Genomic DNA, 26755 nt, shown 5'->3' with positions numbered 1-26755 from the left:
CTGAAATTCAGGCGTCGGCCTCAAAACTCCCGAACAAAAACAAGAATCCATGCGAGAGAATCACCATGCGCCACACTATTTTTTGCCGTAATGAACTTGCACACCACTCACTCATCGGCTTGACGCTGGCCATCAGCGCAGGCGCGACCGCCATCGCAAATGCTGATGAAAACAGCGGTTTTATCGAGGGTGCAACCGCCTCCCTGAATTTGCGCAATGCCTACTTCAATCGCAACTTCGTCAACCCTGCCTATCCGAACAGCGCCGCACCGCAGAACAAAGCGCAGGAATGGACGCAGAACTTCATCCTGGATGCGCGCTCCGGTTATACCTCGGGGCCAATAGGGTTCGGCGTCGATGTACTGGGGCTCTATTCGCAGAAGCTCGATGGCGGCAAAGGCACCGGTGGAACACAGCTGTTGCCGATCCACGATGATGGGCGCCCGGCTGACAACTTTGGACGACTGGGGGTGGCCGCCAAGGCCAGGGCGTCAAAGACGGTGGTCAAAGTCGGCGAGTGGGTCAGCATCCTGCCGATCCTGCGTTCGGATGATGGTCGCTCGCTGCCCCAGACCTTTCGTGGCGCCCAAGTCACTTCCCAGGAAATCGGTGGGCTGACGCTCTACGGCGGTCAGTTCAGACAGAACAGCCCGCGCAACGATGCCAGCATGGAAGACATGTCCATGAACGGCAAAGCGGCTTTCACTTCCGATCGCTTCAACTTCGGCGGTGGTGAATACACCTTCAACGACAAGCGCACGACGGTCGGGCTTTGGTACGACGAACTCAAGGATATCTATCAGCAACAGTACTTCAGCCTGAGCCACAGCCAACCGCTGGGTGACTGGACGCTGGGCGCCAACCTGGGCTTTTTTACAGGCAAGGAAAACGGCGCGAGCCTGGCCGGAGACATGGACAACAAGACCGCGTTCGGCCTGTTGTCTGCAAAAATCGGCGGCAACACCTTCTACGTTGGCCTGCAAAAGCTCACCGGCGATACCGCATGGATGCGGGTCAATGGAGCCAGTGGCGGCACACTGGCGAACGATAGTTTCAACTCCAGTTACGATAACCCGCAGGAGCATTCCTGGCAGGTACGTCACGACTTCAACTTCGTCACCGTCGGCATCCCCGGACTCACCATGATGAACCGCTATTTGAGTGGCGATAATGTCCATTCGGGTGCCATCACCGATGGCAAGGAATGGGGCCGGGAATCCGAACTGGCCTATGTGATTCAATCCGGCGCCTTGAAAAACCTCAGCATCAAATGGCGAAACTCCAGTATCCGCAAAAGCTTCAGCACCAACGAGTTCGACGAAAACAGGCTCTTTGTGAGCTATCCGATATCGCTGTTGTGATGTCACTGGCGTAAGCACAAGGCAACTCATCTACACGGATGTGGATGAGTTCAGCGGCTCACGCAAACCGGATCAAACCACCGCTATTGAGCCTGGCCCGCCCACTCCCGCACAGCTTCGGCAAACAAGCGCAGGGCAATCGGCGGATGGCGGTTGGCCGGGTAATACAGGCAGAGACCCGGGTAACTCGGATTCCACTGCGGCAACAGATCGATCAGCCGGCCGTCCCGCACATGCTCGGCAATGACGGTCTCGGGCACCCATGCGATCCCCACCCCTGCCAGCGCGGCTTCGACCATCAGGTTGATGTTATCCAGGGTGATTTGTCCCTCGGCATCCAGGCTGATGCTTTGCGCTGCCTGCTTGAAATCCCAACGCAGTAGCCCGCCACTGGTAAAACGAAAGCGGATGCAGCGATGTGCCTTCAAGTCTTGCGGCACCCGAGGCGCAGGATGGCGTTCAAGATAGTCTGGCGAAGCGACGGCATTGAAGCGCACATCCGGTCCAAACCGTATGGCGATCATGTCCCGTGGCACGTCATCGAACAGGCGGATGCCGGCATCGAATCCATCGCCGACAATGTCTTGCAGCTTGCTGTCGACCACGAACTCGATATGGATGTTCGGATAGCGCTCGACGAACCCGGGCACCACGTGGCGTATCAACGGCCGTATGGATGACTCCGAGGCACTGATGCGGATCGAGCCCGAAGGCGTGATTCGGGCCGAGGTGACCTCGTTCACGACGTTCGCCAGATCATTCATCAGCGGACGAACACCACTCAGCAGCTGCTCCCCCGCCTCGGTCAACGAGACCGAACGCGTGGTGCGGTTGAACAGGCGCATCTCCAGGCGGGCCTCCAGGTTGCGCATCGAGTGACTGAGCGCGGAAGAGGACACCCCCAGTACGCGAGCCGCAGCGCTGAAACTGCGGTGCTCGGCAATGGCGATAAAGGCGGTAAGGCCAGGCAGATCGGCACGCATCATTGCTGAATTTCTCTCACTAAGTCATGCAACCGAACCTATATTGTTGAGCATTAAACAGCAATATAAGGTGATGCAACCCTACGAGAGGAGTCGCAAACCATGCAAAAGCGCGTGCCGGGCAACAGTGGCCTCATGAAAGCCCCTTCGAACGTGATTGTCGTGATTGGCGCCGGTTCCATCGGCCAGGCCATCGCGCGCCGGGTCAGCGCGGGCAAGCACGTCTTGTTGGCGGATCTGAAGCAGGAGAATGCCGACGCGGCGGCGAAGGTGCTGTTTGACGCGGGCTTCGAAGTTTCCACCGCCGTCGTTGATGTCGCCTCCCGTGCCTCGGTACAGGCGCTGGTGCAGACCGCCACGGCCATCGGCGAAATCACCGGCGTCATTCACGCCGCAGGCGTTTCCCCCTCCCAAGCCCCGGTCGCCACTATCCTGCGGGTTGATTTGTACGGCACGGCGATCGTGCTGGAGGAGTTCGGCAGCGTCATCGCCGAGGGCGGTTCGGCGATTGTCATCGCCTCACAATCCGGTCATCGCCTGCCAGCCCTTAGCTCCGAGCAAAACAAAGCGTTGGCCACCACACCGGTGGACGATCTGCTCGCCCTGCCCATGCTGGCGCCCGATCAGGTCACCGACCCCTTGCATGCCTACCAGATTTCCAAGCGCGGCAATTCGCTGCGGGTCATGGCGCAAGCCGTACGCTGGGGTAAACGCGGTGCGCGAGTGAACACCATCAGCCCGGGCATCATCTTCACCCCGCTGGCCCGTGACGAATTGAGCGGCCCGCGCGGCGAAGGCTACCGGCGCATGATCGACCTGTGCCCGGCCGGACGCGGCGGTACCCCGGATGAAGTGGCTGCCCTCGGCGCGCTGCTGATGGGACCGGAAGGCACCTTCATCACCGGCAGCGATTTCCTGATGGATGGTGGCGTCACCGCGGCTTACTGGTATGGCGAACTGGCGCCCCAGTGAATGTTCAGCGTCTGGCCAGACATGCGGGAGATGGCATAATCACCTTCCGTTCATAACAGGGCCGCATGAATGACCGTTGAAAGCTATGACCAGCTCGCCATTTTCTCGGCGGTGGCCCAGGAACGCAGTTTCACCCGCGCCGCCGCCCGGCTTGGCATGTCGCAACCGGCCTTGAGCCGGGCCATGCGCCAGTTGGAGGAGCGACTGGGCGTCCGCTTGCTGGCCCGCACCACAAGAAGCGTCTCGCCCACCGAAGCCGGCGAACATCTGCTGCGGGTGATCGCGCCCCGGTTCGAAGAAATCGACACTGAACTGGCCTTGCTCAGCGAATTCCGCGACAAGCCGGCGGGCAAGTTGCGTATCACCGCCGGTGAGCACTCGGCGCTCACGGTCCTGCATCCGGTGCTTTCAAAACTGCTGCCGGACAATCCCGACCTGAATATCGAAATCATCGTCGACTACGGCTTTACCGACATCGTGGCCGAGGGTTTCGACGCCGGCGTGCGGCTGGGTGAACAGGTGGCCAAGGACATGATCGCGATGCGCATCGGCCCCGACATGCGCATGGCGGTGGTCGGTTCCCCCGTCTACTTCTCCCGCTATGCGAAGCCGCTGATCCCGAGCGATCTGATGGCGCACAACTGCATCACCCTGCGCATGCCGACCCACGGTGGCCTTTATTGCTGGGAGTTCGAGAAAGGCGGCCAGGAACTGAACGTGCGGGTCGAAGGCCAACTGGTGTTCAACAACATCGGCATGCGCCTGGAAGCCGTGCTCCAGGGATTGGGCCTGGCCTACATGCCCGAGGACCTGGTCCAGGAACATGTGGCCCAAGGCCGATTGATACGCGTGCTCGAAGACTGGTGCGAACCGTTCTCCGGTTACCACCTCTACTATCCGAGCCGGCGCCAGAGTTCACCGGCCTTCACGTTGCTGCGCGAATCCCTGCGCTATGTGGGTTGATTGGCCTGCACCGTATCCAGTGCTTCGCCGGCACGTTTGGCCGCCGCAGCATCGCCCTGCTCGGCCAGCAACTGGATCAACTGACGCAACTGTGCAGTCGTCAGGCCAACCCGCAGGCTCGCCGCCATGTGCGAGCGCAGTTGTGATTCGACGCCGGGCGTGACCGCCAACGCGGCGACGGTAGCCAGCTCACGGCTTTGCCAGTCCAGGTTGTCGCGCTCGAAGATGTCGCCGAACAGGTGCGTCTGCAGGTATTGGTTGATCACTGGAACGAAGTCGAACAACGGTCCCTGCACGGGCGCCCCGGCGATTCGTGTCTGGTTGGCCTTGCCCGCCGCCAGCAGTTCGTTGCCGGTGGGAATCACGCGACCGGGCTCGCGTCCCGGATCGTCCTGAATACCGCGTTGCTGGCGCGCCTCAACCACGTTCTTCAACTCTCCCAGAGCATTGAGGCTGCGCGGGAAACCGCTGTAGGCGTAAAGCTGCACCAGGATTTCCTTCGCCTCGCTGACGCTCAGGCCAGCATCCAGCCCGCGATTCAACGCCGCGTTGAGAGCGCTCATATTGCTCGTGGCCATGGCGGCGGCAATCAACGGGATGGCCTGCTGCTTCGCCGACAGCGTTTGCGAAACGGGCGGCTTGGCGGGTGGCGTCTGCGTGCCGCGAGCGTTGTACTGCTCATCGCTGACTTTCTCCAGCCAATCCACATTCTTGCCGTCCACCGAGCCGGTGACGGCCAGGTGCGTCATGGCGCTCGCCGGCGCCGCGCCATGCCAATGCTTGACGCCCGGCGGGCAGACGATCACGTCGCCCGGGCGAATTTCCTGCACCGGCTTGCCCCATTCCTGGACCAGGCCCACACCGGACGTCACCACCAGGCGCTGGCCCGCAGGATGGGTGTGCCAGGCCGAACGCGCACCCGGTTCGAAGCTGACGTAAGCGCCGGATGCATTGATTTCGTCTGTGCCGGGAAACAGCGGATCGACGCGCACCCGCCCGGTGAAATAATCCGCAGGTCCCGCCATCGAAGCCTGGGTGCCCGCCCGACTGATCTGCTGTTCAGCCCGACGGGACTCACCGGCATTGCCTGCACCGGCGGTGTCGGCGGCTTCGGCAAACGGCGCCGCCGCGCAGACCGCGATGCCTATCAAGGTGTTTTTCATGAGGAGCCATCCCTTCAAGTCAGAGTGTTCTGGCGTAAAACGCGGCCAACTGGTCCATGGCGACGTCCACATACTTCGGCACCCAATAGGTCTCGATATGGGTCGCGCCATCGAGGGTGAACAGTTGCTTGTCCTTGGTGCCCGTTGCCTTGGCAAAGGCCTGCTGTGACATGTACAGGCTGTCGGCCTTGCTGCCGGCGATCATCAGCAATGGCTGGTCGATCAGCTCGATCTGGTTGGTGGCGTCGAAGCGCATCAGGTCCAGCAGGCTGCTCTGGGTGTAGCGGAAGGTAGAGTTGGGGTGGGCGTGGGTCTTGCCGTAGTACTCGAAGCCCTGGCGATAGAGGTCGAACGGCAGCTTGGCGATCTGTTCATCGGTCAGCTTGGAGTCGCCCACGTAGAGGATTTCCCCGCCTGCCGCTTCCTGGGCGCGGGCCGCCGATGCCTGCTGCAGGCGCTCTTGAACGGTGGACAGTTGCGAGTCCTGGTAACCGTTGCGGCGCACCAGACCCGAGTTGAACATGCTCAAGGTCGCGATCGAGCGGAAGCGCTTGTCGGTTTGCGCCGCCGCCAGCGAGTAGCCGCCACCACCGCAGATCCCGAGCAGGCCCAGGCGCGTGCTGTCGACGCCGGGATAGCGGGCAATGAAGTCCGCCATGCCATGGATGTCTTCGATGCGGTTCGCCGGTTTGTCGACGTTGCGCGGCTCGCCGCCACTGGCGCCCTGATAGGCGGCATCCGCCGTGATCGTGATGTAGCCCTGATCCGCCAGGCGCTGGGCATACAGGCCCGCGACCTGCTCTTTCACCCCGCCATTGGGGTGCGCCACGACCACCACCGGGTATTTTTTCGAGCCGTCATAGTGGGCCGGGGTGTAGACGTTCGCGGCAATGTCCAGGCCATTAAGCTTGTAGGTGACCGGATGGATATTGACCTTGCCCGGCTCGTTCTTCGTCAGCGCGCCGCCGTAGGTCAGGGTGAAGGGGTTTTGCTTGTAATCTGCCGCCAGCGCTTCGCCGCCGGACATGCCGAGCATGGCGGCCATCAGGGTGGCCTTCAAGGTGTTGAACTGAGTCATGGCTTGCTCTCGATGTGATATCGCAGAGCTGCACGTTACCGTTCAGGCATTGATCGATAAACGGCGCCAATCACATAGCACTGATATCAAAATCACATAAATCCATCACCACTCCCCTGTAGGAGCGAGCCTGCTCGCGATGGTCGACCAGACACCGCGGGCACTCAGGCACCCCGCGTTATCGTTGACGTCCATCGCGAGCAGGCTCGCTCCTACAGGAATCACATACCTTGTGGGAGCGAGCTTGCTCGCGATGGAGGTGAACGATAACGCGGGGAGCCTGAATGCCCGTGGTGCCTGGACGTTCATCGCGAGCAGGCTCGCTCCTACAGGATTCAGGTCAGTCGTAAAACGGCTCGACCAACGCCCGGCTGCCGACAAAAAAACTGTCCGCCACCAATCGCAACGGTTGCAGGTCCAGATCGCTGGCCTTGTCGTGGATCAACTGCTGGAAATGCCGATACACCGCCGCGTACTCGCCCTCCTCCGAGACAGCTTGGCGTACGCCGTCGATGCGGAGCAGCGCGCCACCGTTGTCCAGGCGCAGGACGCCTTCGCTGCAGCGAACCTCGATGCTCCAGAGTTCGTCATGACCGTGGTCGAAATCGAACTCCGCGCGCACATCGAGGTGGCGCGCGTCGGACATTTTGATCGAGGCGGCAATCGGCGACTGGCAGTTGCTCGGCACCCGCAATTCGGCCGATTCGACGAACAAGGGCAGTGGCAGCAGATGGGTGGCGATCGACAGTGCGTTGATGCCCGGGTCGAAGACACCCAGGCCGCCGGGCTGCCAGATCCACGCCTGGCCGGGGTGCCACTTGCGCACGTCTTCCTTCCAGTCGATCTGCACGCTTTGCAGGGTGCGGCTGGCCAGCCAGTCGCGGGCGGCCTCGATGCCCGGTGCGTAGCGCGAATGCCAGGCGAACAAACCGCTGACGCCTTGCTTCTGAGCCAGGCTCGCCAACGCCATCGCTTCACCCAGGGTGGCGCAAGGCGGCTTTTCCACCAGCACGTGCTTGCCGGCTGCCAGCGCCTGCTGCACCAGGGCGAATCGCCCTTGCGGCGGGGTGCAGAACGCAATTGCATCGACCTGCGGGCCGTTTTCCAGCAGTTCGCCCAGGGACTTGAAGTTCTCCACTCCCGGGCAAGGCTGGCCCTGGGTGGCGACGGCCACCAACTGGAACGCCGGGTTGGCGCGGATGGCTGGAACGTGCTGATCCTGGGCAATCTTGCCGTAACCCACCAGACCGAGACGGATCGGATGCATCGGTGACTCCTGATTATTGTTTTGACAGGCGAGCTGGCGAGATTACCGCTTGTACGACGACAAAGTCATTGATCAACTGCGCCGCTCAGTAATCGGGGAACTGATCGAGATAACACACCGGCGAGCTGTACTCGCGTTCCTCGTCGAAATCCTCATCCGCCCACGCCATCTTTGTGGCCACCGGAACCGCTTGCGCCCGCTGGCGCAACAGGCGCAAAACCTGAGCACGGGATCGCCCTGTCAAACCGAAGTGCCCGGATTTACGTCGGCTGCGCAGCCGAACATCAGCGACTGTGTGCGCCATGCTCGTTACCCCTTCCACTCTCGCGGGCTGAGCCCGGTCTTGCGGCGAAACGCCCGCGCCAGCGCCGAAGGGCTTTCATAGCCGACTTCTTCGGCGATCAGCGCCATCGGCTTGCCCTCGCGCAGGCGTTTCTGCGCCAGGGCGATCCGCCAGCTCACCAGATAATCCCCCGGCGCCTGGCCGACCACGCGCTTGAAGTGCTCGGCGAAGCTGGCCCGGGACATGTTCGCCAGCGCCGACAATTCAGCCACGCTCCAGGCCTTGCCCGGCGCTTCGTGGATCTGGCTCAAAGGCCGGGCCAGACGCGCATCCGCCAGCCCGGCCATCATCCCCGGCTGCTGGTTGCGCGTGCTCAGGATGTGCCGCAACAGCAGAATCACCAGCAATTCGAACAAGCGGTCCATCACCGCTTCGCGCCCGCAGGTGCCATCGAACGCCTCGTTGAACAACCACTCCAGGGTGCTGGCCAGGGTCGGGATTTCATCGAGCCTGAGCACCATGTACTCCGGCAACGCCGCGGCCAGGGCATTGCCCGAGCCACCATCGAAATTCAATGACGCGCACACCAGTTGCGTGCCGGATGCCTCCGTGGCGAACAGGCGATGACGGTAGGGTCGTGGAAAGAAGATCAAGGTCGGTTCGGTCAGGTGCAGCTCGCGCTCGTCGGCGAGTTTCAGGCTGACCTCGCCGGCCTGCAGCAAATGCACATGGCCACCGGCCTGGCTGCCATCGAAGGCGCTGATGCCGCAGAACGTACCGCTGTGAAAGGTGCCGGCATTGACGCCGAAATGCGTGAGCAAGGTGGACAAGCGATCCATGGGGAGGCTCCCGGGGGCAGTTCTGGACGATCTGTCGCATATCGTCGACGATTTGCACCCAATTGACCAGTCCGAATCCATAGCATGACCTCCGTACCCAGCGCATATCGCGCTGCAAACCTCGGAGAGTCACCATGACCCGCATCGTCCCTGTAAACCTGGAACACGCCACCGAAGCCACCCGCCCACTGCTGGAAGGCGTGCAAAAGAAAATCGGTTTCCTGCCCAATGTCTTCCGGGTACTGGCCCACGCCCCGGCGGTGCTGGCGTCCTACCTGCAAAACTCGGCGGCACTGGGCAAGACATCCCTGAGCGCCACCGAGAAGGAAGCGATCTCCCTCGCCACCTCCCAGGTCAACGGCTGCGACTATTGCCTGGCGGCGCACACCCTGTTCGCCGGCAAGGCGGGCCTGTCCGGCCAGGAGATTCTCAGTGCCCGTGAAGGCAAGCTCGACGCCTTCGCCCTGCTCGCCCGCCAGATCACCGAAAGCCGTGGCCATTTGACCGGCGACCAGATCGCCGCCGCCCGCGCCGCCGGGATCAACGACGGGAAAATCGTTGAAGTGGTGGCTCACGTGGCTTCGCAGACACTGACCAACTACCTGAACAACGTGGCGCTGACCGATATCGACTTCCCGGCAGCCAGCGCCTTGTAAACACGACCTCCTGTAGGAGCGAGCCAGCTCGCGATGAACGCAAGAACGCCGCGGGGCATCAGGCTTCCAGCGTCATCGTTGACGACCATCGCGAGCAGGCTCGCTCCTACAGTTATCAATATCTGGAGAATGAAAATGACCACCGTAACCCTCTACACCACCGACACCTGCCCCTACTGCCGCAGCGCCAAAACCCTGCTGGCCAGCAAAGGCATCGCCATGCACGAAATCAACGTGCAGCGCACCCCAGGCAAGCTTGAGGAAATGCTCGAACGCAGCGGCCGTCGCACCGTGCCGCAGATTTTCATCGGCGACACGCACATCGGCGGCTTTGATGACCTGGCCAGGCTTGATCGTCAGGGTGGGTTGATGTCGATGTTGGCCTGAACACTGGCCATGTCACTTTCCAATGTAGGAGCGAGCCTGCTCGCGATAGCGGTGTATCAGTCACATCAACTCTGAATGTGCCGACGCTATCGCGAGCAGGCTCGCTCCTACAGGGTCAGGTGTCGTTCAGAAGAAACCTGTCAGGTATTGGTCTTGAGCTTGGTCCACAACCGCGTGGTCAACCGCGCAATCGAGGCCGGCAGGTCTTCGACGGTGAACAGCTTGTCCATCACCGTTTTCGGCGGATAGATCGCCAGATCCTGCTTCACCTCGGGCACCACCAGCGCATCAGCCGCGCTGTTGGGGTTGGCGTAGTGGATGCTGTTGCTGATGTTCGCTATCACTTCGGGCTGCAACAGGTAGTCCATGTAGCGGTAGCCGTTCTTTTCGTGGGGTGCGTTTTTCGGCATCACCACCATGTCGAACCACAGGGTCGAACCTTCGTCCGGAATCGAATAGGCGATGTCGATGCCGTTCTTCGCCTCTTTCGCGCTGGCCGCTGCCTGCACGATATCGCCGTTGAAACCGATCACCGCACAGACATTGCCGTTGGCCAGGTCGCTGATGTACTTGGAGGCATGGAAGTACTGCACGTAGGGTCGGATCTTCAGCAGCGCCTGCTCGGCCTTTTTGTAGTCCTCCGGCTCATGGCTGTGATGAGGCAGGCCCAGGTAGTTCAGGGTGATCGGCAGCACCTGGGTCGGGTTGTCGATGATCGCCACGCCGCACTCGCTGAGCTTCTTGATGTTGGCTTCATCGAAAAACAGGCTCCAGGAATGGGTGACGTCGGTGTTGCCGAAAATCGCCTTGATCTTTTCCACGTTGTAGCCGATGCCCGCCGTGCCCCACATGTACGGATAGCCGTACTGGTTACCGGGGTCGTTGACCTCGAGCTTTTTCATCAGCGCAGGGTCTAGGTTCTTCCAGTTGGGCAATTGGCTCTTGTCGAGTTTCTGGATGGCCCCGGCCTTGATCAACCGCGACAGGAAATGGTTCGACGGACTGACCACGTCATAACCGGTGTTGCCCGTCATCAACTTCGACTCCAGCACTTCGTTGCTGTCATGGATGTCGTAGGTGGCCTTGATCCCGGTCGCTTTGGTGAAGTTGGCCAGGGTGTCGTCGGCGATGTAGCCGTTCCAGTTGGAAATGTTCAGGGTTTCGTCAGCGTAAGCGGCGGCGCAACAGGTTGAGAGAAGTGCCAGCAGGGAAACGGTTTGGACGCGCATGGTGAATCACCTTCGTGCAAAAGTGCTTTTGTTGTGGGTAAAAGGCGGTGCTTCAGATCTCTGATTTGGCCCGGGCCGTCTCGACGCGCATACGCAGCATGGCACCGATGTCGAGCAGCGGCTTGGGCGGCAGCCAACCGGGCCGGGCGCGCTCGATCACCGATTGCAGCAAGGGCGAATCACCACCCGAGGCCAGTTCCGCGAGCAAACGTCCCCACAGCGTGCCGCGCGCCACGCCGGAGCCATTGCAGCCGGCCACGGCGAACACACCCTCCTCGACCTTGGCGAAGTACGGTTGCCCGGAGCGTGAAGCGCTGAGGTGACCGGTCCAGGTGTACTGGATGTCCTGCTCGCCGAGCATCGGAAAGCGGCGCTGCAACCCCTGCACATGGTGCTGGCGACGGCTCGCCAGTTCGCTGAGGGACAAATCGTGGGCACGGTATTCGGCGGTGTTGCGGATCATCACCCGCCGGTCCGGGGTCAGGCGCACCGTGGCGCCCAATGGCCGGGTCGAGAGCACGCCCCAGGGTTCTGGCGCGCCGATAGCGTCGAATTCCTTGTCGCTGAGCGGTCGGGTGAGACTGGCGCTGAGTTCCATGGCGAAGGTGCTGCTGTCGCTGATGCCGGAACGGGGAATGAAAGCGTTCAGGCAGACCAGCACCTGTTTGGCTTCGATGCTGCCATTGATGCCGTTGGCGCGAACACGGCCGTTGGCGATGCGTTGCAGACCGGTGATTTCAGTGTTCTCGAACAGCGTGACCTGTGCCGGCAGCGCATCGAGCAAACCCTTCACGTATTTCGCCGGCTGCAGCAAGGCGTTGCCATTGCCGCACCAGATCCCGGCCTGGTAATGGCCGGTGCCCAGTTTCTGCATCAGCTGTTCACCTTGCAGGAAGTGAGCGCTGGCACCGACCGAGCGCAAGGTCTGCAGCTTGGCCTCGACATCGGTCAACTTGCGCGGATCGCTGACGGCAAAGAAGTAACCCGACTCGCGAAAGTCGCATTCGATCCCGTGCCGGGCGATGCGCTTGCGCACCTCATCACTGGCGGCACGGGAAATCGAGGTGTCCACCTGGAAGCCGGCGAACCCGGCATTGCCTTGCAACTCGGCCGCGACCGGGTTTTCGTGGGCCACCACGAACCCGGAATTACGTGCCGAAGCGCCTTGTGCCGCCCGTTGCCGGTCGACCACCACGATGCGTGCCTGCGGATGCATTTCCGCCAGCGAATGGGCGGCGCACAGCCCGGTGATGCCGGCGCCGATCACCAGCCAATCGGCCTGTTGCGTACCGCTCAAGGCATCGCGCAGCGCAGAGTCCCCGGCCTGCGCGATCCAGCCACATCTGTTTTCCATGCCTCACCTCTTCGACGTTCGTTCCGCGATCGCCTCACTATGAATCCATCGCATGGATGGTTTTAGAAAGCCGTCGCCAGAGCTAGAATCTAAAGGCTTGCCGAACCTGCAACCAACGTTATTAATTCATTCAGGCATTCTGAAAACGCATGGATAAAATTCGCCACGTTCCCTCGCTGCAAGGCCTGCAAGCGCTGGTTGAGGTTGCCGACTCGGGCAGCTTTACCCAAGCCGCGCAAACGCTGTGCCTGACCCAGAGCGCCGTCAGCCGGCAAATCCAGCAATTGGAAAGTCACTTCGGTGTGGCGCTGTTCCTGCGCAGCAGCCGCAGCCTGCGCCTGACGCCGGAAGGTGAGCAGGTACTCGCCAGCGCGCGCAGCATCCTCGACCAACTGAGAACCCTCGAAGACCGCATCGCCCCGCAAAAGCGCCCATTCCGCCTGCGCATGCACGTGTCGCTGGCGGTGCGCTGGCTGCTGCCCAAGCTGAGCGACTTCTACCGCCACCATCCAGAGGTATCCCTGGCGATCGAAACCGTGGCCACGGAAATCGTCGAGCCGGCCGGCGGCAGCGATGCGTACATTCTTTATCTGCCCGAGCCCTCCTCTGCCCCGGAGTGCATGACGCTGTTCGAAGAGGCCTTGATCCCGGTGTGCGCGCCCAGTCTGGAACTGGCTTCGCTGGAGGATCTGGCGGACTTTGCGTTGCTGCATCGCTCGGCGGACCGCAATGACTGGCGGTATTGGCTGGCGGCCAACGGCGGTCATTCACTGGAGACGTTCCGGCACATCCCCTTCAACCTCGACGAACTGGCCCTGGACGCCGCCGCCCGTGGACTGGGCGTGGCCATGACCGACATGACCCTGGCGGGGGAATCGATAGAACGCGGGGTGTTGCACATCCCGTTTGGCGAGCCGTTGAAGACCCGGGGGATTTACTCGTTGTGCCTGCAGCCTTCAGCGGCGTCGCATCCGGCTTGCGGGGTGGTGATGGCGTGGTTTGCGCAGCAGGCTTTGACGCCTGCATAACCTGTGGGATTTGTGCCGAGCACAAATTTCGGCCCATCCCCAATCAACTGTGGGAGCGAGCCTGCTCGCGATAGCGGTGTATCAGCCATATCAGTACTGAAGATGCCGACGCTATCGCGAGCAGGCTCGCTCCTACAGGGGGTTGTGCCCATTTATTACAGCTTTGTAATCAACCTGTTGGTCGTCTGTCCGGATTGCCTGAGTAACCTGAGCTCACTGCCAGGCACCCCGCCGACAGCCCGACACTTCAACAGCGAGACCCATCATGAAACTTTATCTGCTCGCCTTTGCCGCCCTCCTCGCCACCGGCTCGGCCCTGGCCGACACCCAAGCCACCCCTGCCGTGATCCACGACAAGGACGCCGCCTTCGTCCACCTCGACGTGGCCAAGGTCCTGGGTGAAACCGACATTTCGCAGCTGTGCGGCATCGTCCCCGCGCAATTGAACTACGTCGATCACCAGGGACGTCAGCATGAGCTGGACTATCTGGTGCAAGGCAGCGGTTGCGTCGACGAACATTGATCCCCCTCTCGTACCGGCCAATGAACGGGCTACACTGGCGGCACTGGCGTGCCGCTGTAGCCCGCCTGCACGAACCTGACATCACACCTCAAATCAAAAACCTGGCAGTGCCCCATGAACATCCTCGTAGTCGAAGACGAACCCAAGGCCGGCAACTACCTGCTCAATGGCCTGCAGGAGCTTGGCTATACCGTGAGCCTGGCCCGCGACGGGGCTGATGGCCTGCATCTGGCGCTGGAGCATGACTTCGACGTGATCGTGCTGGACGTGATGATGCCGAAGATGGATGGCTGGGAAGTCCTGCGCCGCCTGCGCAAGGAAGCCGATACCCCGGTGCTGTTTCTCACTGCCCGCGACGACATCGCCGACCGCGTCAAAGGCCTGGAACTGGGCGCCGACGATTACCTGATCAAGCCGTTTTCCTTTGCCGAACTGGTGGCGCGCCTGCGCACCCTGACCCGCCGTGGCCCGACTCGCGAAGACGAGCAACTGCAAGTCGAAGACTTGCAGATCGACGTGCTCAAGCGCCGCGTCACCCGCGCCGGCACGCGTATCACCCTGACCAACAAGGAGTTCGCCCTGCTGCATCTGTTCGCCAGCCATCAAGGCGAAGTGCTGTCGCGCTCGATGATCGCGTCACGGGTCTGGGACATGAATTTCGACAGCGACACCAACGTGGTGGATGTGGCGGTCCGGCGCCTGCGGCTGAAGATCGACGATCCGTTCCCGCTCAAGTTGATCCACAGCGTGCGCGGCATCGGCTACCGCTTCGATACCCAACCATGAGTAGCCGGGCCAGTTGGCGTCACTCCCTGACCCTGCGGCTGGCGCTGGTGTTTGCGCTGCTGGCCTTCGTGTCGCTGACCGCCTTGGGCGTGGCGTTGTACCGCGATCTGGAGCGCGAGCTGATCCGCCGTGACGACGCCGCGCTGGTCACGCGCATCGACCAGTTGCGCACCTTTCTCAATGACAGCAACACCATGGAGCTGATCCGCAGCAAACCGGCGCTGTTCCAGAACATGCTCGGCAACCGCGAAGCGCTGCTGACCATCGGCGCCCCCGGCGAGCCGCCACTGCTGGTGGTCAACCCGGGCAACCTGCAAATGCCGGCCCTGCCGCCGACGCCCCTCGACCACCCCCTGACCCTCAGCGATGTACAGCATTTGCCGACGTTCAACGGCGTGCCGTTTTCGGCCCTGGCGGCCACCATCGATTCCGGCGACCAGGGCAAGCTGCAAGTGCTTGCCGCGCGCCTGATGACCGAGCGCACCGCCGTGCTCGCCAGTTACCGGCTCAACGTCTACCTGTTCGCCAGCGTGGCGGCGATTCTGCTGGCATTGTCCGGCTATGTGCTGGTAGATCGCGGCCTGCTGCCCGTGCGCCGTCTGGCCCGGCATGCCCGGGGCATCGACGTCGGCAACCTCAATGAACGCCTCGACAGCCAGGGCGCGCCCCGGGAACTGCTGCCGATGATCGACGCCTTCAATGCCATGCTTGACCGCCTCGGCAAGGGTTTCGTGCAATTGGGCCAGGTGTCGACCGACATGGCCCATGAACTGCGCACGCCGATCAACAACCTGCTGGGCGAAACCCAGGTCGCCCTACAGCAGAACCGCAGCATCGAAGCCTATCAACAGCTGCTGGCCTCCAACGTCGAGGAACTGGAACGCCTGGCCCGCATGCTCGACAACATGCTGTTCCTGGCCCGCACCGACCCCGCCAGCGCCTTGAGCCAGCGCCAGGAACTGGACGCGGCCGAGGAAATGGAGCGCATGGCCGACTATTTCGAAGGGCTCGCGGCGGAAGCCGGCATCCACATCGATGCCCAAGGCAGCGGCCTGATCTGGGCCGAACCGATGCTGCTGCGCCGCGCCATGGCCAACCTGTGCGCCAACGCGATCAAGTACGGTGCGCCGGATACGCAGTTGCAGATTTTGGCGTCCCCCTCAGCCGAGGGCATCCGCCTGCAGGTGCGCAACCACGGCCAGACCATTCCCGCCGAACACCTGCCCCGGCTGTTCGAGCGCTTCTACCGCGTCGACCAGTCCCGCGAGCGTTCGGCGCAGTCCAATGGGCTGGGGTTGTCGATCGTGGCGACGATCATGCAGTTGCACAACGGGGCGTACAGCGTGAGCAGTGTGGAGGGGGTGACCTGCTTCGAACTGTTCTTCCCGGCACGCAGACAGGGCGAATAACCGGCGCGAACCTGTAGGAGCAAGGCTTGCCCGCGATAGCGCCCTCCAGATCGCCATCGCGGGCAAGCCTTGCTCCTACAAGTTTGCGCATCCGACCAATAATCCCTCCACAACGCCCGTCATGACCTAACCTCATACGCTGGGTGACAAACAACCAGCCGGGCACGCCTATGCGCATTGCGTTGAAGTGGATGATGGTCGTGATTTTCGCTCTGTACGGGGCCAGTGGCGCCATGCTGTCGGTGGCGGCCATGTCGGATACACCGGTTGCCAATACCATGGCGGCTTCCGCCAGCATCACCGACAACGACCTGCAGGATTTGCAACTTCGGCTCTACAGCCTCAAACAGCAGGTGTCCCAGGCCGGCAATTACAGTCAGCTGGAGGCCCCGCAGGATCTGCTCCAGGCGTTGATCCAGGAAATCGCCCGACAGTCAGCGCTGCTGTTGCCCGCGCAAGCTCAACTGCAATCGCAGTTGAGCGTGTTGGGACCGGCACCGGATAGCGGTTCCCCGCTGGAGAAGGCTGAAATCACCCGGCAAAGGTCTGACCTCACCGAACAGAAAATCCAAGTCGATAACAAGCTCAAAACCCTGGCAACACTCAAGGCCAGCGCGGCCGACCTGTTGACGCAAATCGCCGTCATCCGCCGTGGCCTGCTGGAAACCGAAGTGACCCAGCAGACCCATAGCATCCTCAATCCCTGGTTCTGGGCTCCGCTGTTCAATCCACCGCTCGAAGACCGCCAACGCCTGAATGACTTCGTGCAACAGATTGGCGCGTCCCTCGACGCCGCCTGGCAACCGGGCCAGCGCTTTTACACCAGCGTGCTGCTCGCGCTCGCCCTCGCCCTGTGGTTCTTCGGTCACAGGCTCACTGACAAAGGGCTGACCTGGTTGTGCATTCATCGCATGCCCGAAGGCCGATTGCGGCGCAGTGCCCTGGCGTTGTCTTCGGTATTCGCCACGGTGCTGGCGGCCTGGATTGCCTTGCAGCTGCTGTTCTATGCCCTGACCCGTCAACTGCCGCTGACACCGCAACTGCTGGGGTTTTCCCAGGATTTCGAGAAGATCGTCTACACCTGCGTGCTGATCACCGGCCTGAGCCGCGCCTTGCTGTCGACCAAACATCCTTCGTGGCGGTTGCCGGCGATTGCCGATCCGGTGGCCCTGGCGATCAAGCCCTTCCCCATCCGCCTGGCCTGGGTGCTGTTGATCCTGGTGGCTACAGCGCAAATGACCAATGTCATGAGCATGAGCTCCCCGGTGGTGATCGCGGTCAGAGGGGTCGTCGCCCTGGTCGTTTCAACGATGATCGGTTCGCTGCTGTTGCGCGTCAGCCGGATTCGCCGCGCCCTGGTCGCGACGGGTGAGGCCCCCGAAGCAGGCACGACGCTGGCCGGTGTGATTTATGCGTTCGCCAGCATCGCTGTCGTGGTTTCGCTGCTCGCCTTGTTGATTGGCTATGTGTCGCTGTCGCGCTTCATCACTTACGAGCTGGTCTGGCTGTTCATCATTTTTTCCGGCTTCTACCTGCTGATCCAGATCCTCAAGGACGGCTGCGAATACCTGTTCTCCCCCAAGCATTCCACCGGCAAGACAATCAAACAGTTGCTGGGCATCGGCGATGCGCGCCTGGAACAGATTTCCATCATCCTGTCCGGGGTCGGCCGGGCCGCGCTGGTGCTGATCGCGTTCATCTCACTGGTAGTGGGTGGGGTGGGATCGACGCTCGGGCAACTGGCGACCAATACCCTGGCGATACTCGGCGGCGACGGGTTGCGCAAACTGAACATTGTCCCGGGCAACCTGCTGCATGCCGTGCTGGCCCTGTTCATCGGCATTTACCTGACCCGCACTTTGCGCCGCTGGCTGGATAACGAATTCCTGCCGAAAACCGAGATGGACCCCGGCATGTGTGCCTCCCTCAGCACACTGTTTTCCAACATCGGTTACGCGCTGGTATTCCTGCTCACGCTGTCATCGCTGGGGGTGCAATGGACCAACCTGGCGTGGATCGTCAGCGCCCTGTCGGTGGGGATCGGTTTCGGCTTGCAGGAAATTGTGAAGAACTTCGTCTCCGGCCTGATCCTGCTGACCGAACGACCGGTAAAAGTCGGCGACCTGATCAGCATCAGCGGGGTCGAAGGCGACATCCGCCGGATCAACGTACGCGCCACGGAAATCCAGCTGGCCGACCGCTCGATCGTCATCGTGCCCAATTCACAACTGATATCGCAGAACCTGCGCAATGTCACCCTCGGCGGCAGCGCCCAGGGGGTGGCGACTCTGGAACTGATGTTCCCGCTGGACATTGACCCGGAACAAGTGCGCAACCTGCTGTACGACACCTACATCGAGCATGAATCCATCCTCGATAAACCGGCACCCTACGTGCGCTTCAGCCAACTGAAGCCCGAAGGCATCACCTTGACCATCACCGGTTACGTCACCAGCCCGCGCACGGTCGGGTCGATCAAGAGCGAGCTGCTGTTTGAAATTCTCAAGCGGCTGGGCGCCGCGGGGATAGAGCTGGCGAAACCGCCTGCGGCGTAACACGCGATCCATTGTAGGAGCGAGCCTGCTCGCGATGGACGTCAACGATAACGCGGGCTGTCTGAATGCCCGCGTTGTATGGACCTTCATCGCGAGCAGGCTCGCTCCTACAGGTCAATCATCGGTTAATGCGCGATGCACACCGATTTGAGCTCGGTGTAAGCCTCGATCACCGCACGACCGAATTCGCGGCCCATGCCCGATTGCTTGACGCCACCGAACGGCATCGCCGGGTCGAGCAGTACGTGGGCGTTGACCCACACGGTGCCGGCCTCGATGCGTGGCACCAGGTTCATCGCCTTGCCGAGGTCGTTGGTCCACAGGCTGGCAGCCAGGCCGTAGCGGTTGTCGTTGGCCAGTTCGATCACGGCGTCTTCGTCGTCGAACGGCATTACACCCAGCACCGGACCGAACACTTCTTCGCGGGCCACGGCCATGCTGTGGTCGATGTCGGCGAGGATGGTCGGTTGCACGAAGAAACCATCACCTTCCAGCAGCTCACCACCGGTCACCACCCGCGCGCCTTCGCGGCGAGCCAGTTCGATGTGCTTGAGCACGCTCTGTTGCTGCTTGCGCGACACCAGCGGGTTGATCGCCGCATCGCAGTTCATGCCGGCGCCGATCGGCATGGCCGCAACGGCTGCCGCCAGGGCTTCGACGAACTTGTCGTGGATCGAGCGGTGCACGTAGAAACGCGAGGCCGCGGCACACACCTGACCGTTGTTCAGCAGGCCACCGAGGATCGCGCCCTGCACGGCCTTTTCGATGTCGGCATCGGCGAGCACGATCATCGGGTTCTTGCCGCCCAGTTCCAGGGAGAAGCGCGTCATGTTTTCCATGCACGCCACGCCCACGCTTTTGCCCACGGCTGTGGAACCGGTGAACGACACCTTGCTCACCAGCGGGTGAGAGGTCAGCACGCCGCCAACGTTGGCACCGCCACCGGTGACCACGTTGAACACGCCCGCCGGAATACCGGCTTCCAGGGCCAGTTCAGCCAGGCGCATGGCGGTCAGCGGGGTTTCCATCGCCGGCTTGATGACCACCGTGCAACCGGTCGCCAGGGCTGGCATCAGCTTCCAGGCGGCAATCAGCAGCGGGAAGTTCCACGGCACGATGCCGACCACCACACCCACTGGCTCGCGCTTGGTGAAGGCCGTGAATTTGGCGCCCGGTGGCAGCGGGATCGACACGTCGAAGGTCTGGCCTTCGATCTTGGTCGCCCAGCCGGACATGTAGCGCATGAATTCAACGGTGGCGTTCAGATCCAGCGCACGGGCCATGTTGATCGACTTGCCCTGGCTCAGGGTTTCCAGCTGTGCCAGTTCTTCAGCGTGCTCTTCCACCAGGCGGGTGAAGTTAAGCAGGATGCGTTCGCGATCGGCCGGACGCAGCGCGGACCACACGCCGGATTTGAAAGCCTTGTGCGAGGACTGCACAGCCTGCTCGACGATCGCCAGCGGCGCGTCCATGGTTTGGCACAGGGTCTGGCCGGTGGCCGGGTTGACCACGGCAATGGTTTCGCCTTCGGCAAACACCCACTGACCATCGATAAAGCAGCCATGACGGCGTTCGAGGAATGCAGCCACCTGCGGCAAGATTTCAACGTTGCTCATAAATCACCTTCATTCAAATGTGGCAGCGGGCTTGCTCGCGAAAGCGTCCTTGAAGGGGTGCAAGACTCAAGGCAGGCCGGCTTCTACAGGGTTTGATAAGCCAGATATCCGGCCGCTTAGTGTTGTTCTTTGAGGTAGCACACCACCGCCTGACGATCGTCGGCGGAGGCCAGGCCCATGTAAGGCATGTAGGTGCCCGGCACGAACGCCTGGGGTTGAGTGATCAGTTGCTCGATGTTCTCGGCCTGCCAGTCGATGTTTTTGCTGCGCATGGCCTGGGAATAGTTGAAGCCTTCCAGCGAGCCGGACTTGCGCCCCACCACACCCGCCAGGTTCGGCCCCATCATCCCGACCGCGCCCTTGGACACCGAATGGCAAACGCCGCATTCATTGGCGAACACCTCGGCGCCACGGCTCTGGACCGGCGCGCAATCGGCAGCGACAGCCGCCTGGGCCAGAGTCAGGGAAACCAAACCGAAGAGAGACACACGCAGGGCGGTAAACATAAGGAACGACCTTGAAAATCCATGCGCTCGTCACACCGACGAACGCCAACACAGAAAGCACCGGGACAACGGAGCCCCGGCAGGTTGAAAAGGATTGTCGGTGGTCGTTGCAGCGCAGGTATTTCCCTGCGTGCCAGTTGTGTTGGCGGTTCTGCCAAAACGCTCGACTGCTTTTGGCTGAACCTTGCGGTCACAGAAAACCCTGTGGGAGCAAAGCTTGCTCGCGATAGCGTCAGCCCTGCCAACACAGCAGCGTCTGACCCTCCGCTATCGCGAGCAAGCTTTGCTCCTACAGGTGATGCGATCGACTTTGCGACAGGTCGGATCAATGGTCCGAGCACATATGCCGTGCTATCAACTCGCCACTCAATCTGGCACACACAACCAACTAATTGGCAAACAGGCTAAAGGCCGAGGCAGATCCGTTCCTTAGTATCTAAAAAAGACCGCAACCCTGCGCCTTAGAACAAGAACGGATGTCATGCCATGCTCAAGTCTCCCTTGCTTCGACTTTCCACGCTCGCGCTGATGATCAGTGCCGGGCAGGCCGGAGCGTATGAACTGTACTCAGACAGCGACACTCACCTGAACGCCACGCTGGAAGCGGTTTTCGGCATTTTCCATAGCCAGGAAAACTACGCCCTGTCGGGTCGTCTCAATGAAGGTTCGTCGTCGTGGCGCGAGGGTTACATCAAGTACGGCCTGGCCTTCGACAAGGGTTTCAGTGGCGCCGGCACCACCTATGGCGCGGCGAATCTGCTGAGTTCCGGCACCTGGGGCGACGGTGATGCCGCCGGCTTCAGCGACGGTACGGAGCGCACCACCAAGTTCGAAGACGCCTACCTGGGCTGGCGTTCGGCCGATCTGTTCCCGGTACTGGGTGCGGACGGTATCGACCTGTCCTTCGGCCGCCAGAACATCGTGGTCGGTGACGGTTTCCTGATCGACGGCGACGCGCTGAACATGGGCAAGGGCCTGGCCGACGGCGAGTTCAACCGTGGCGGCGCCTACTGGCTGGCCGCGCGCAAGGCGTTCGACGAGACCGCCGTGCTGCGCATCGGCGGCAAGGAAGGCTGGCGTGGCGACCTGATGTGGCTGAAATCCGACAACCGCGCCCAGGCCAAGACCGAAATGGTCGTGGGCACCCTGGAGCACGTGGCCGCAGAGGGTACCGTGGGCCTGACCTACATCGACACCACCGACGTCGACGAAGAATTCGCCTCGCCGATCCAGCTCGAACGCGACGGCATGAAGACCTACAGCCTGCGCGCCACCGGCAACGCCGGCGTGAAGGAGCTGTTCCTCTCCGGCGAATACGCCAAGCAGGACAAGCCGCACACTTCGAACGAAGACGCCTGGTATCTGGAGGCCGGCTGGACCTTCTCCGACGTGGCCTGGGCACCCTATGCCAGCTACCGCTACAGCCGTTTCTCGGAAAACTACGACACCCTGTTCTACGGTTTCAGCCGTGGCTTCGGCACCTGGTTCCAGGGTGAAGTGGCGGGCAACTACGCCGGTCCGTTCAACAGCAACGCGCGCATCCAGCAGGTCAAGTTCACCGTCACGCCACTGGAGAACCTGACCGTCGGCGCGATGTACTTCAACTTCGACACCATCGACCGCAACCTGGGCAACAATGATGGCCACGAAACCGACCTGTACGCCGAATGGCACGTCAACGATCACCTGAGCATCATGCCGCTGATCGGCCTGTTCCAGCCGGACAAGAGCGCCGATCAGGGCGGCACCCAGCTGGGCAACAACGACAAGAACCTCTACAGCCAGGTGATTTTCGCCACGACGTTCTAAGCAACAACACGATCCCCTGTAGGAGCGAGCCTGCTCGCGATGGACGTCAACGAAAACGCTGGGTGCCTGAAGCCCCGCGGTTTTCTGGCGATCATCGCGAGCATGCTCGCTCCTACAGGGATCGGATTCATTTCCAGGAAAAGGGCCTTTCCAATGCGCAAGACACTCACGATCAAAAGCAAGATCGCCCTGCTCGCCGGCCTCTGCCTGTTGTTGGTGGTGGGCCTGCTGATGGGGCTGTCGCTGTACCAGACCCGTCAAAGCAGCCAGCAGGTGGCCCAGGCCAGCAGTGAAATGCTCGCCGCGGCGGCCAAGGAACACATGCAGGCGCTGGGCCGGGTGCAGGCCATGCAGGTGCAGCGTACCTTCATGCAGACCCATGAATTCGGTCAGGGCTTGTCGCGATATCTACTGTATCTGCGACAACTTCAGCATCAGGGGACATTGACCCGCCCACAATTGCGCCAGGAGCTGACTACCCAGCTTCAACAGGCCCTGAACGACAAGCCCGACCTGCTCGGGCTTTACGTCATTTTTGAACCCGACGCTTTGGACGGCGATGACGCCGGTTTCACCGACAAGGCGCAGCTGGGCAGCAACGAAAAAGGCCGCTTCTCGCTGTACTGGGTGCAGAGCAAGCCCGGTGAACTGCAAGCGGTGATCGGTGACGAAGGCCTGCTCGCCAACACCGAACCGGGCCCCAGCGGTGCCCCCTACAACTCGTTCTACACCTGCGCCCGCGATACCCGCCAACCCTGCGTGCTGGAACCCTATTTCGACGAAGCCTCCGGCAGCCGCAAACTGGTCACCAGCGTCGCCTTCCCCCTGCTGGAAAACGGCAAGGTCATTGCCGTGGTCGGCCTGGACATCAACCTAGCCGCCCTGCAAAAGAACAGCGAAACCAGCGCCCTGCAACTGTTCGACGGCCATGGGCAGATCAGCATCGTCAGCCCCCGTGGCGTGATCTCCGCCAATAGCCAGGACGTCAACCGCCTCGGTCAGCCGATGGACAATGCCGAGGTCATGGATGCGCTGCGTCAGGGCCAGCCAAAGGTGTTTGTCGACTCGCAGCAGATCAAAGTCCTGGAACCCCTGGCGCCGATTGCCGGCGCCGCGCCCTGGGGTGTGCTGGTGGGTGTGCCGCAAGACGTCTTGCTCGCGCCGGTCACCACCCTGCAAAAGGAACTCGATGCCCAGGGCGCGCAAAGCACCGCGCTGGCCCTGCTGCTCGGCGGTGGCTCGGCCCTGCTCGGCCTGCTGCTGATCTGGTTCACCGCCCAGCGCATCACCCGTCCGCTGCAAGTGCTGACGCGGGTCATGGAAGACATTTCCCTCGGTGAAGGCGACCTGACGCGGCGTCTGCAAGTGCAGTCGCGGGATGAAATCGGCCAGTTGGCCACGGCGTTCAACCGCTTTGTCGAACGCATCCACCAGTCGATTCGCGAGGTGTCGTCAGCGGCTCTCGGGGTTAACGAAGGTGCCCGCCGGGTACTGGAAGCATCCAATTCGTCGCTGAGCAATTTCGACGATCAATCAAGTCGCACCAACAGCGTGGCGGCGGCGATCAACCAACTGGGTGCCGCTGCCCAGGAGATTGCGCACAACGCCAGCGATGCTTCTCATCAAGCCTCCAACGCACGCCAACAGGCCGAAGACGGGCGTCAAGTAGTGCAGCGCACCATCGAGGTGATGAACGAGTTGTCGGGCAAGATCAGCGCGTCCTGCGCCAACATCGAAGTGCTCAACGACAAGACGGTGAACATCGGGCAGATCCTCGAAGTGATCAAGGGCATCTCCCAGCAAACCAACCTGCTGGCGCTCAACGCTGCCATCGAAGCGGCACGCGCTGGTGAAGCAGGACGCGGCTTTGCGGTGGTGGCCGACGAGGTGCGCAGCCTCGCCGGACGCACCCAGACCTCGGCGCTGGAGATCCAGCAGATGATCGAGGAACTGCAAATCGGCGCCCGGGATTCGGTCACCACCATGACCGAGAGCCAGCAACACAGCGAGGAAAGCGTCAACATCGCCAACCTCGCCGGCACCCGCCTGGGCAGCGTGACCCAGCGCATCGGCGAGATCGACAACGTCAACCAGTCGGTGGCCGCCGCCACCGAGGAACAGACCGCCGTGGTCGAAGCCCTCAACGTCGACATCACCCAGATCAACACCCTCAACCAGCAAGGCGTGGAAAACCTGCAATCGACGTTGCGGGCCTGTACCGAGCTTGAACAGCAGGCGGCGCGGTTGAATCAGTTGGTGGGGAGTTTTCGCATTTAAGATTGATGTCGCCTGAAATGCCGCCATCGCGAGCAGGCTCGCTCCTACAGTTGATTTGCGTCGTACACAAATCCCGTGTTCGCTACCAAGCCCCTGTGGGAGCGAGCCTGCTCGCGATGGGGTCGGCACATTCAATATCAATGCCTGCTAAACACCAGGAAGGTCCATCCTGTAACCGGCACCCGGCGCCCCTTCATGCAGCGCCGACTGGATTTTCGAATACAAGGCGTTCGCCTCGGCAGTTGTGATTGATCTGGAACAATCACGCAGCACAACGCGTAGCAGCACATTTTCCTGCCCCGGCAGAAGCCCTAATCGCTCGATGGCCTGAGGCGGTAAATCAGCGATTTGCCAGCGCCCTTTTACCTGCATCTCCTCGATCCAGTCGGAACAAGTACCGGCGGCCTGCAACATCCTTTCGGTCAACACTTCCTCACTCAAGCCCGGCGTTACCGCCAACGAAATATCACGCGCAATGGAAGGCAACCGTGATACTGCACTCCACGGATTCAAATCATGCATCTGCGCCTGCACCCGTTCGTTCTGGTCACGCAGCAAACGAATGTCCGGGATTCCTTTGCGCAGCATGGTCAGTCGATCCAGGCCCATTCCAAGCGCCAGCCCTCCATGGCGTGCAGGATCTATCTCCAGACGCTCCAACAAGGATTTTGCTATTCGACCGCACTCCAGCACCTCCACCGGAACACCGTCTTTCAACACATTCACTTCGATGCCGCCCTCCGTATAGTGATGAGGACTATCACTGTAGATCCAGGACTTGCCAGGCACCGCAGATTTGAGGATATCGCTCACAAGACGCAACAAGTGCTCATGCGTTGCCAGTTCCGGATTACCCAGCACCCAAATATCCATCTGATGGGGTTCCGCACAATGCCAACGATCCCGACTGTCGCGGCGGAAAGTAATACCGGGGGCGGCAAGTAGTATTAACTCCCCAGGCTCTCGCACTTTTGCCGCACGCTGAAGCGCCGCCGGAATTTGACTGGTGGTTTGTGTTCGCAACAATGAGCTCTCGTCGACCCAGCGTGTATGTGCACTCCCAAGAGTAACTTCTGACGACTCGTAACCTAGCAGTCCATAATTTTCTTCGGCAGAAACAATTCGCGGCCCTGTCTGCAACTGTGCTTTAGGCCAACCGTTATCAGTTAGCCCTTGAAGGACCTCTTTCAACAGTAGGCGAATGGCGTGTTCAGGCGCCGCCATCTCTGTTAGATCGGTCATTAGCAGGGCTTGATGCACAGATTCATCCGTCAGATATTTCTTCGATTTCTGCACTTAACCGTTCCTTACTGATAGTCGAACAATGCTTTCTGATTCGAAAGCCCACAAAGAAAGTTAACGACATCAAAAATGTAACCACAACGAAAAAATCGCTGGAAAATAGATTTTCAGAGCGAGATTACAGACATCTCCTACATTAATAACTTAAAAGTTTTTTACTCCGAACCCCTAAGATTCAATCACTCTAAAAACAAATAAATTTTCTATTTAATACCGCAAAAAAATCTGCATTAATTACTCCGCCCTGACACCTCAGGGATTAAAAACCACTTAATGAAAAAGGATGATCAAAATGAAAGAAGAAGCGTTCATTCAGGAAAAGCTCAACCGTATCACCTCTGGCCCGGATAACTTTGGATGGGCACCTTTAGCATGGGCCTTCACTGAATAGTGGTTGATACGTGTGTGA

The 26755-nt window shown here is 61.0% G+C and carries 23 protein-coding genes and 1 pseudogene; 13 read left to right on the top strand and 11 right to left on the bottom strand.

Annotated elements, in window-relative coordinates; translation table 11 throughout:
- Positions 1-65: 65 nt before the first annotated feature.
- A complete protein-coding gene (locus tag DKY63_RS30895; RefSeq protein ID WP_110967599.1) occupies positions 66-1361 on the top strand; it encodes an OprD family porin in 1296 nt (431 codons plus the stop codon).
- An 83-nt stretch (positions 1362-1444) separates the two neighbouring features.
- Here DKY63_RS30895 and DKY63_RS30890 read toward each other — a convergent pair whose 3' ends face one another.
- Positions 1445-2347: a LysR family transcriptional regulator gene (locus DKY63_RS30890; protein ID WP_110967598.1), complete on the bottom strand. Its 903-nt coding sequence runs from the start codon at positions 2345-2347 to the stop codon at positions 1445-1447.
- 132 nt (positions 2348-2479) lie between these two features.
- On the opposite strand from DKY63_RS30890, the gene DKY63_RS30885 reads away from it, so the two are divergent.
- A complete protein-coding gene (locus tag DKY63_RS30885; protein ID WP_110968022.1) occupies positions 2480-3316 on the top strand; it encodes an SDR family oxidoreductase in 837 nt (278 codons plus the stop codon).
- A gap of 69 nt (positions 3317-3385) precedes the next feature.
- Positions 3386-4279 carry a LysR family transcriptional regulator gene (locus DKY63_RS30880; RefSeq protein ID WP_110967597.1) on the top strand — a complete coding sequence of 298 codons (894 nt, stop codon included), beginning with the start codon at positions 3386-3388 and terminating at the stop codon, positions 4277-4279.
- Here DKY63_RS30880 and DKY63_RS30875 read toward each other — a convergent pair.
- From DKY63_RS30875 to DKY63_RS30850, 5 genes are all read right to left on the bottom strand, one after another.
- Positions 4267-5442, bottom strand: coding sequence for a (R)-mandelonitrile lyase (locus tag DKY63_RS30875; RefSeq protein ID WP_110967596.1), 1176 nt, complete (start codon positions 5440-5442; stop codon positions 4267-4269). The genes DKY63_RS30880 and DKY63_RS30875 overlap by 13 nt on opposite strands.
- 19 nt (positions 5443-5461) lie before the next feature.
- Positions 5462-6520 carry an alpha/beta hydrolase gene (locus DKY63_RS30870; RefSeq protein ID WP_110967595.1) on the bottom strand — a complete coding sequence of 353 codons (1059 nt, stop codon included), beginning with the start codon at positions 6518-6520 and terminating at the stop codon, positions 5462-5464.
- Positions 6521-6860: 340 nt separating this feature from the next.
- Complete coding sequence (locus tag DKY63_RS30860; RefSeq protein ID WP_110967593.1) at positions 6861-7787, bottom strand: Gfo/Idh/MocA family protein; 927 nt, start codon at positions 7785-7787, stop codon at positions 6861-6863.
- Positions 7788-7872: 85 nt separating this feature from the next.
- The gene (locus DKY63_RS30855) at positions 7873-8091 is read right to left on the bottom strand and encodes a hypothetical protein (RefSeq protein ID WP_110967592.1); all 219 of its coding nucleotides are present in this window, start codon (positions 8089-8091) and stop codon (positions 7873-7875) included.
- 5 nt (positions 8092-8096) lie between these two features.
- Positions 8097-8909: an AraC family transcriptional regulator gene (locus DKY63_RS30850; protein WP_110967591.1), complete on the bottom strand. Its 813-nt coding sequence runs from the start codon at positions 8907-8909 to the stop codon at positions 8097-8099.
- Positions 8910-9043: 134 nt separating this feature from the next.
- Here DKY63_RS30850 and DKY63_RS30845 point away from each other — a divergent pair, with 134 nt between their 5' ends.
- Positions 9044-9565, top strand: coding sequence for a carboxymuconolactone decarboxylase family protein (locus tag DKY63_RS30845; RefSeq protein WP_110967590.1), 522 nt, complete (start codon positions 9044-9046; stop codon positions 9563-9565).
- Between the two features lie 135 nt (positions 9566-9700).
- Positions 9701-9952: a glutaredoxin 3 gene (grxC, locus tag DKY63_RS30840; protein WP_110967589.1), complete on the top strand. Its 252-nt coding sequence runs from the start codon at positions 9701-9703 to the stop codon at positions 9950-9952.
- A gap of 140 nt (positions 9953-10092) precedes the next feature.
- On the opposite strand, the gene DKY63_RS30835 is transcribed toward grxC, so the two are convergent.
- Together DKY63_RS30835 and DKY63_RS30830 are read right to left on the bottom strand one after the other, a co-directional pair.
- Positions 10093-11181: a polyamine ABC transporter substrate-binding protein gene (locus tag DKY63_RS30835; RefSeq protein WP_110967588.1), complete on the bottom strand. Its 1089-nt coding sequence runs from the start codon at positions 11179-11181 to the stop codon at positions 10093-10095.
- 52 nt (positions 11182-11233) lie between these two features.
- Positions 11234-12535 (bottom strand): NAD(P)/FAD-dependent oxidoreductase, encoded by a 1302-nt coding sequence (locus tag DKY63_RS30830; protein WP_110967587.1) that lies wholly within the window; start codon positions 12533-12535, stop codon positions 11234-11236.
- A gap of 149 nt (positions 12536-12684) precedes the next feature.
- Here DKY63_RS30830 and DKY63_RS30825 point away from each other — a divergent pair, with 149 nt between their 5' ends.
- The 5 genes from DKY63_RS30825 (at position 12685) to DKY63_RS30805 (ending at position 18836) form a co-directional block, all read left to right on the top strand.
- The gene (locus tag DKY63_RS30825; RefSeq protein ID WP_110967586.1) at positions 12685-13563 is read left to right on the top strand and encodes a LysR family transcriptional regulator; all 879 of its coding nucleotides are present in this window, start codon (positions 12685-12687) and stop codon (positions 13561-13563) included.
- Between the two features lie 265 nt (positions 13564-13828).
- Entirely contained in the window at positions 13829-14086 is a 258-nt protein-coding gene (locus DKY63_RS30820) for a DUF2790 domain-containing protein (protein WP_110967585.1), read from the top strand.
- Between the two features lie 114 nt (positions 14087-14200).
- Positions 14201-14872: a heavy metal response regulator transcription factor gene (locus tag DKY63_RS30815; protein ID WP_110967584.1), complete on the top strand. Its 672-nt coding sequence runs from the start codon at positions 14201-14203 to the stop codon at positions 14870-14872.
- A complete protein-coding gene (locus DKY63_RS30810; protein WP_110967583.1) occupies positions 14869-16281 on the top strand; it encodes a heavy metal sensor histidine kinase in 1413 nt (470 codons plus the stop codon). The genes DKY63_RS30815 and DKY63_RS30810 overlap by 4 nt, the downstream gene beginning before the upstream one ends.
- Positions 16282-16451: 170 nt before the next feature.
- Entirely contained in the window at positions 16452-18836 is a 2385-nt protein-coding gene (locus DKY63_RS30805; RefSeq protein ID WP_110967582.1) for a DUF3772 domain-containing protein, read from the top strand.
- Between the two features lie 125 nt (positions 18837-18961).
- Here the strand turns inward: DKY63_RS30805 and DKY63_RS30800 are convergent, their stop codons facing one another.
- On the bottom strand, positions 18962-20452 hold the full coding sequence (locus DKY63_RS30800; RefSeq protein WP_110967581.1) for an aldehyde dehydrogenase family protein: 1491 nt from the start codon (positions 20450-20452) through the stop codon (positions 18962-18964).
- Positions 20453-20568: 116 nt separating this feature from the next.
- The gene (locus DKY63_RS30795; RefSeq protein WP_110967580.1) at positions 20569-20958 is read right to left on the bottom strand and encodes a c-type cytochrome; all 390 of its coding nucleotides are present in this window, start codon (positions 20956-20958) and stop codon (positions 20569-20571) included.
- Positions 20959-21444: 486 nt separating this feature from the next.
- On the opposite strand from DKY63_RS30795, the gene DKY63_RS30790 reads away from it, so the two are divergent.
- The 3 genes and pseudogenes from DKY63_RS30790 to DKY63_RS33215 all read left to right on the top strand — a co-directional run bounded on the left by DKY63_RS30790 (position 21445) and on the right by DKY63_RS33215 (position 25044).
- Positions 21445-22767: a hypothetical protein gene (locus tag DKY63_RS30790; protein WP_110967579.1), complete on the top strand. Its 1323-nt coding sequence runs from the start codon at positions 21445-21447 to the stop codon at positions 22765-22767.
- 39 nt (positions 22768-22806) lie between these two features.
- Positions 22807-24189: pseudogene (locus DKY63_RS33220) on the top strand (HAMP domain-containing protein); the annotation flags it as partial.
- Positions 24190-24213: 24 nt separating this feature from the next.
- On the top strand, positions 24214-25044 hold the full coding sequence (locus DKY63_RS33215) for a methyl-accepting chemotaxis protein (protein ID WP_430523171.1): 831 nt from the start codon (positions 24214-24216) through the stop codon (positions 25042-25044).
- 147 nt (positions 25045-25191) lie between these two features.
- On the opposite strand, the gene DKY63_RS30775 is transcribed toward DKY63_RS33215, so the two are convergent.
- On the bottom strand, positions 25192-26340 hold the full coding sequence (locus tag DKY63_RS30775; protein WP_110967577.1) for a hypothetical protein: 1149 nt from the start codon (positions 26338-26340) through the stop codon (positions 25192-25194).
- Positions 26341-26755: the final 415 nt, after the last annotated feature.

It is taken from the genome of Pseudomonas putida (genome assembly GCF_003228315.1).
Lineage (GTDB): Bacteria > Pseudomonadota > Gammaproteobacteria > Pseudomonadales > Pseudomonadaceae > Aquipseudomonas > Aquipseudomonas putida_S.
This window is presented reverse-complemented; position numbering and strand designations above follow the sequence as displayed.

Excerpts from the sequence above, each read along its gene's own strand:
- DKY63_RS30895 (WP_110967599.1), top strand. The coding sequence starts at position 66 with ATGCGCCACACTATTTTTTGCCGTAATGAACTTGCACACCACTCACTC.
- DKY63_RS30890 (WP_110967598.1), bottom strand. The coding sequence starts at position 2,347 with ATGATGCGTGCCGATCTGCCTGGCCTTACCGCCTTTATCGCCATTGCC.
- DKY63_RS30885 (WP_110968022.1), top strand. The coding sequence starts at position 2,480 with ATGAAAGCCCCTTCGAACGTGATTGTCGTGATTGGCGCCGGTTCCATC.
- DKY63_RS30880 (WP_110967597.1), top strand. The coding sequence starts at position 3,386 with ATGACCGTTGAAAGCTATGACCAGCTCGCCATTTTCTCGGCGGTGGCC.
- DKY63_RS30875 (WP_110967596.1), bottom strand. The coding sequence starts at position 5,442 with ATGAAAAACACCTTGATAGGCATCGCGGTCTGCGCGGCGGCGCCGTTT.
- DKY63_RS30870 (WP_110967595.1), bottom strand. The coding sequence starts at position 6,520 with ATGACTCAGTTCAACACCTTGAAGGCCACCCTGATGGCCGCCATGCTC.
- DKY63_RS30860 (WP_110967593.1), bottom strand. The coding sequence starts at position 7,787 with ATGCATCCGATCCGTCTCGGTCTGGTGGGTTACGGCAAGATTGCCCAG.
- DKY63_RS30855 (WP_110967592.1), bottom strand. The coding sequence starts at position 8,091 with ATGGCGCACACAGTCGCTGATGTTCGGCTGCGCAGCCGACGTAAATCC.
- DKY63_RS30850 (WP_110967591.1), bottom strand. The coding sequence starts at position 8,909 with ATGGATCGCTTGTCCACCTTGCTCACGCATTTCGGCGTCAATGCCGGC.
- DKY63_RS30845 (WP_110967590.1), top strand. The coding sequence starts at position 9,044 with ATGACCCGCATCGTCCCTGTAAACCTGGAACACGCCACCGAAGCCACC.
- grxC (WP_110967589.1), top strand. The coding sequence starts at position 9,701 with ATGACCACCGTAACCCTCTACACCACCGACACCTGCCCCTACTGCCGC.
- DKY63_RS30835 (WP_110967588.1), bottom strand. The coding sequence starts at position 11,181 with ATGCGCGTCCAAACCGTTTCCCTGCTGGCACTTCTCTCAACCTGTTGC.
- DKY63_RS30830 (WP_110967587.1), bottom strand. The coding sequence starts at position 12,535 with ATGGAAAACAGATGTGGCTGGATCGCGCAGGCCGGGGACTCTGCGCTG.
- DKY63_RS30825 (WP_110967586.1), top strand. The coding sequence starts at position 12,685 with ATGGATAAAATTCGCCACGTTCCCTCGCTGCAAGGCCTGCAAGCGCTG.
- DKY63_RS30820 (WP_110967585.1), top strand. The coding sequence starts at position 13,829 with ATGAAACTTTATCTGCTCGCCTTTGCCGCCCTCCTCGCCACCGGCTCG.
- DKY63_RS30815 (WP_110967584.1), top strand. The coding sequence starts at position 14,201 with ATGAACATCCTCGTAGTCGAAGACGAACCCAAGGCCGGCAACTACCTG.
- DKY63_RS30810 (WP_110967583.1), top strand. The coding sequence starts at position 14,869 with ATGAGTAGCCGGGCCAGTTGGCGTCACTCCCTGACCCTGCGGCTGGCG.
- DKY63_RS30805 (WP_110967582.1), top strand. The coding sequence starts at position 16,452 with ATGCGCATTGCGTTGAAGTGGATGATGGTCGTGATTTTCGCTCTGTAC.
- DKY63_RS30800 (WP_110967581.1), bottom strand. The coding sequence starts at position 20,452 with ATGAGCAACGTTGAAATCTTGCCGCAGGTGGCTGCATTCCTCGAACGC.
- DKY63_RS30795 (WP_110967580.1), bottom strand. The coding sequence starts at position 20,958 with ATGTTTACCGCCCTGCGTGTGTCTCTCTTCGGTTTGGTTTCCCTGACT.
- DKY63_RS30790 (WP_110967579.1), top strand. The coding sequence starts at position 21,445 with ATGCTCAAGTCTCCCTTGCTTCGACTTTCCACGCTCGCGCTGATGATC.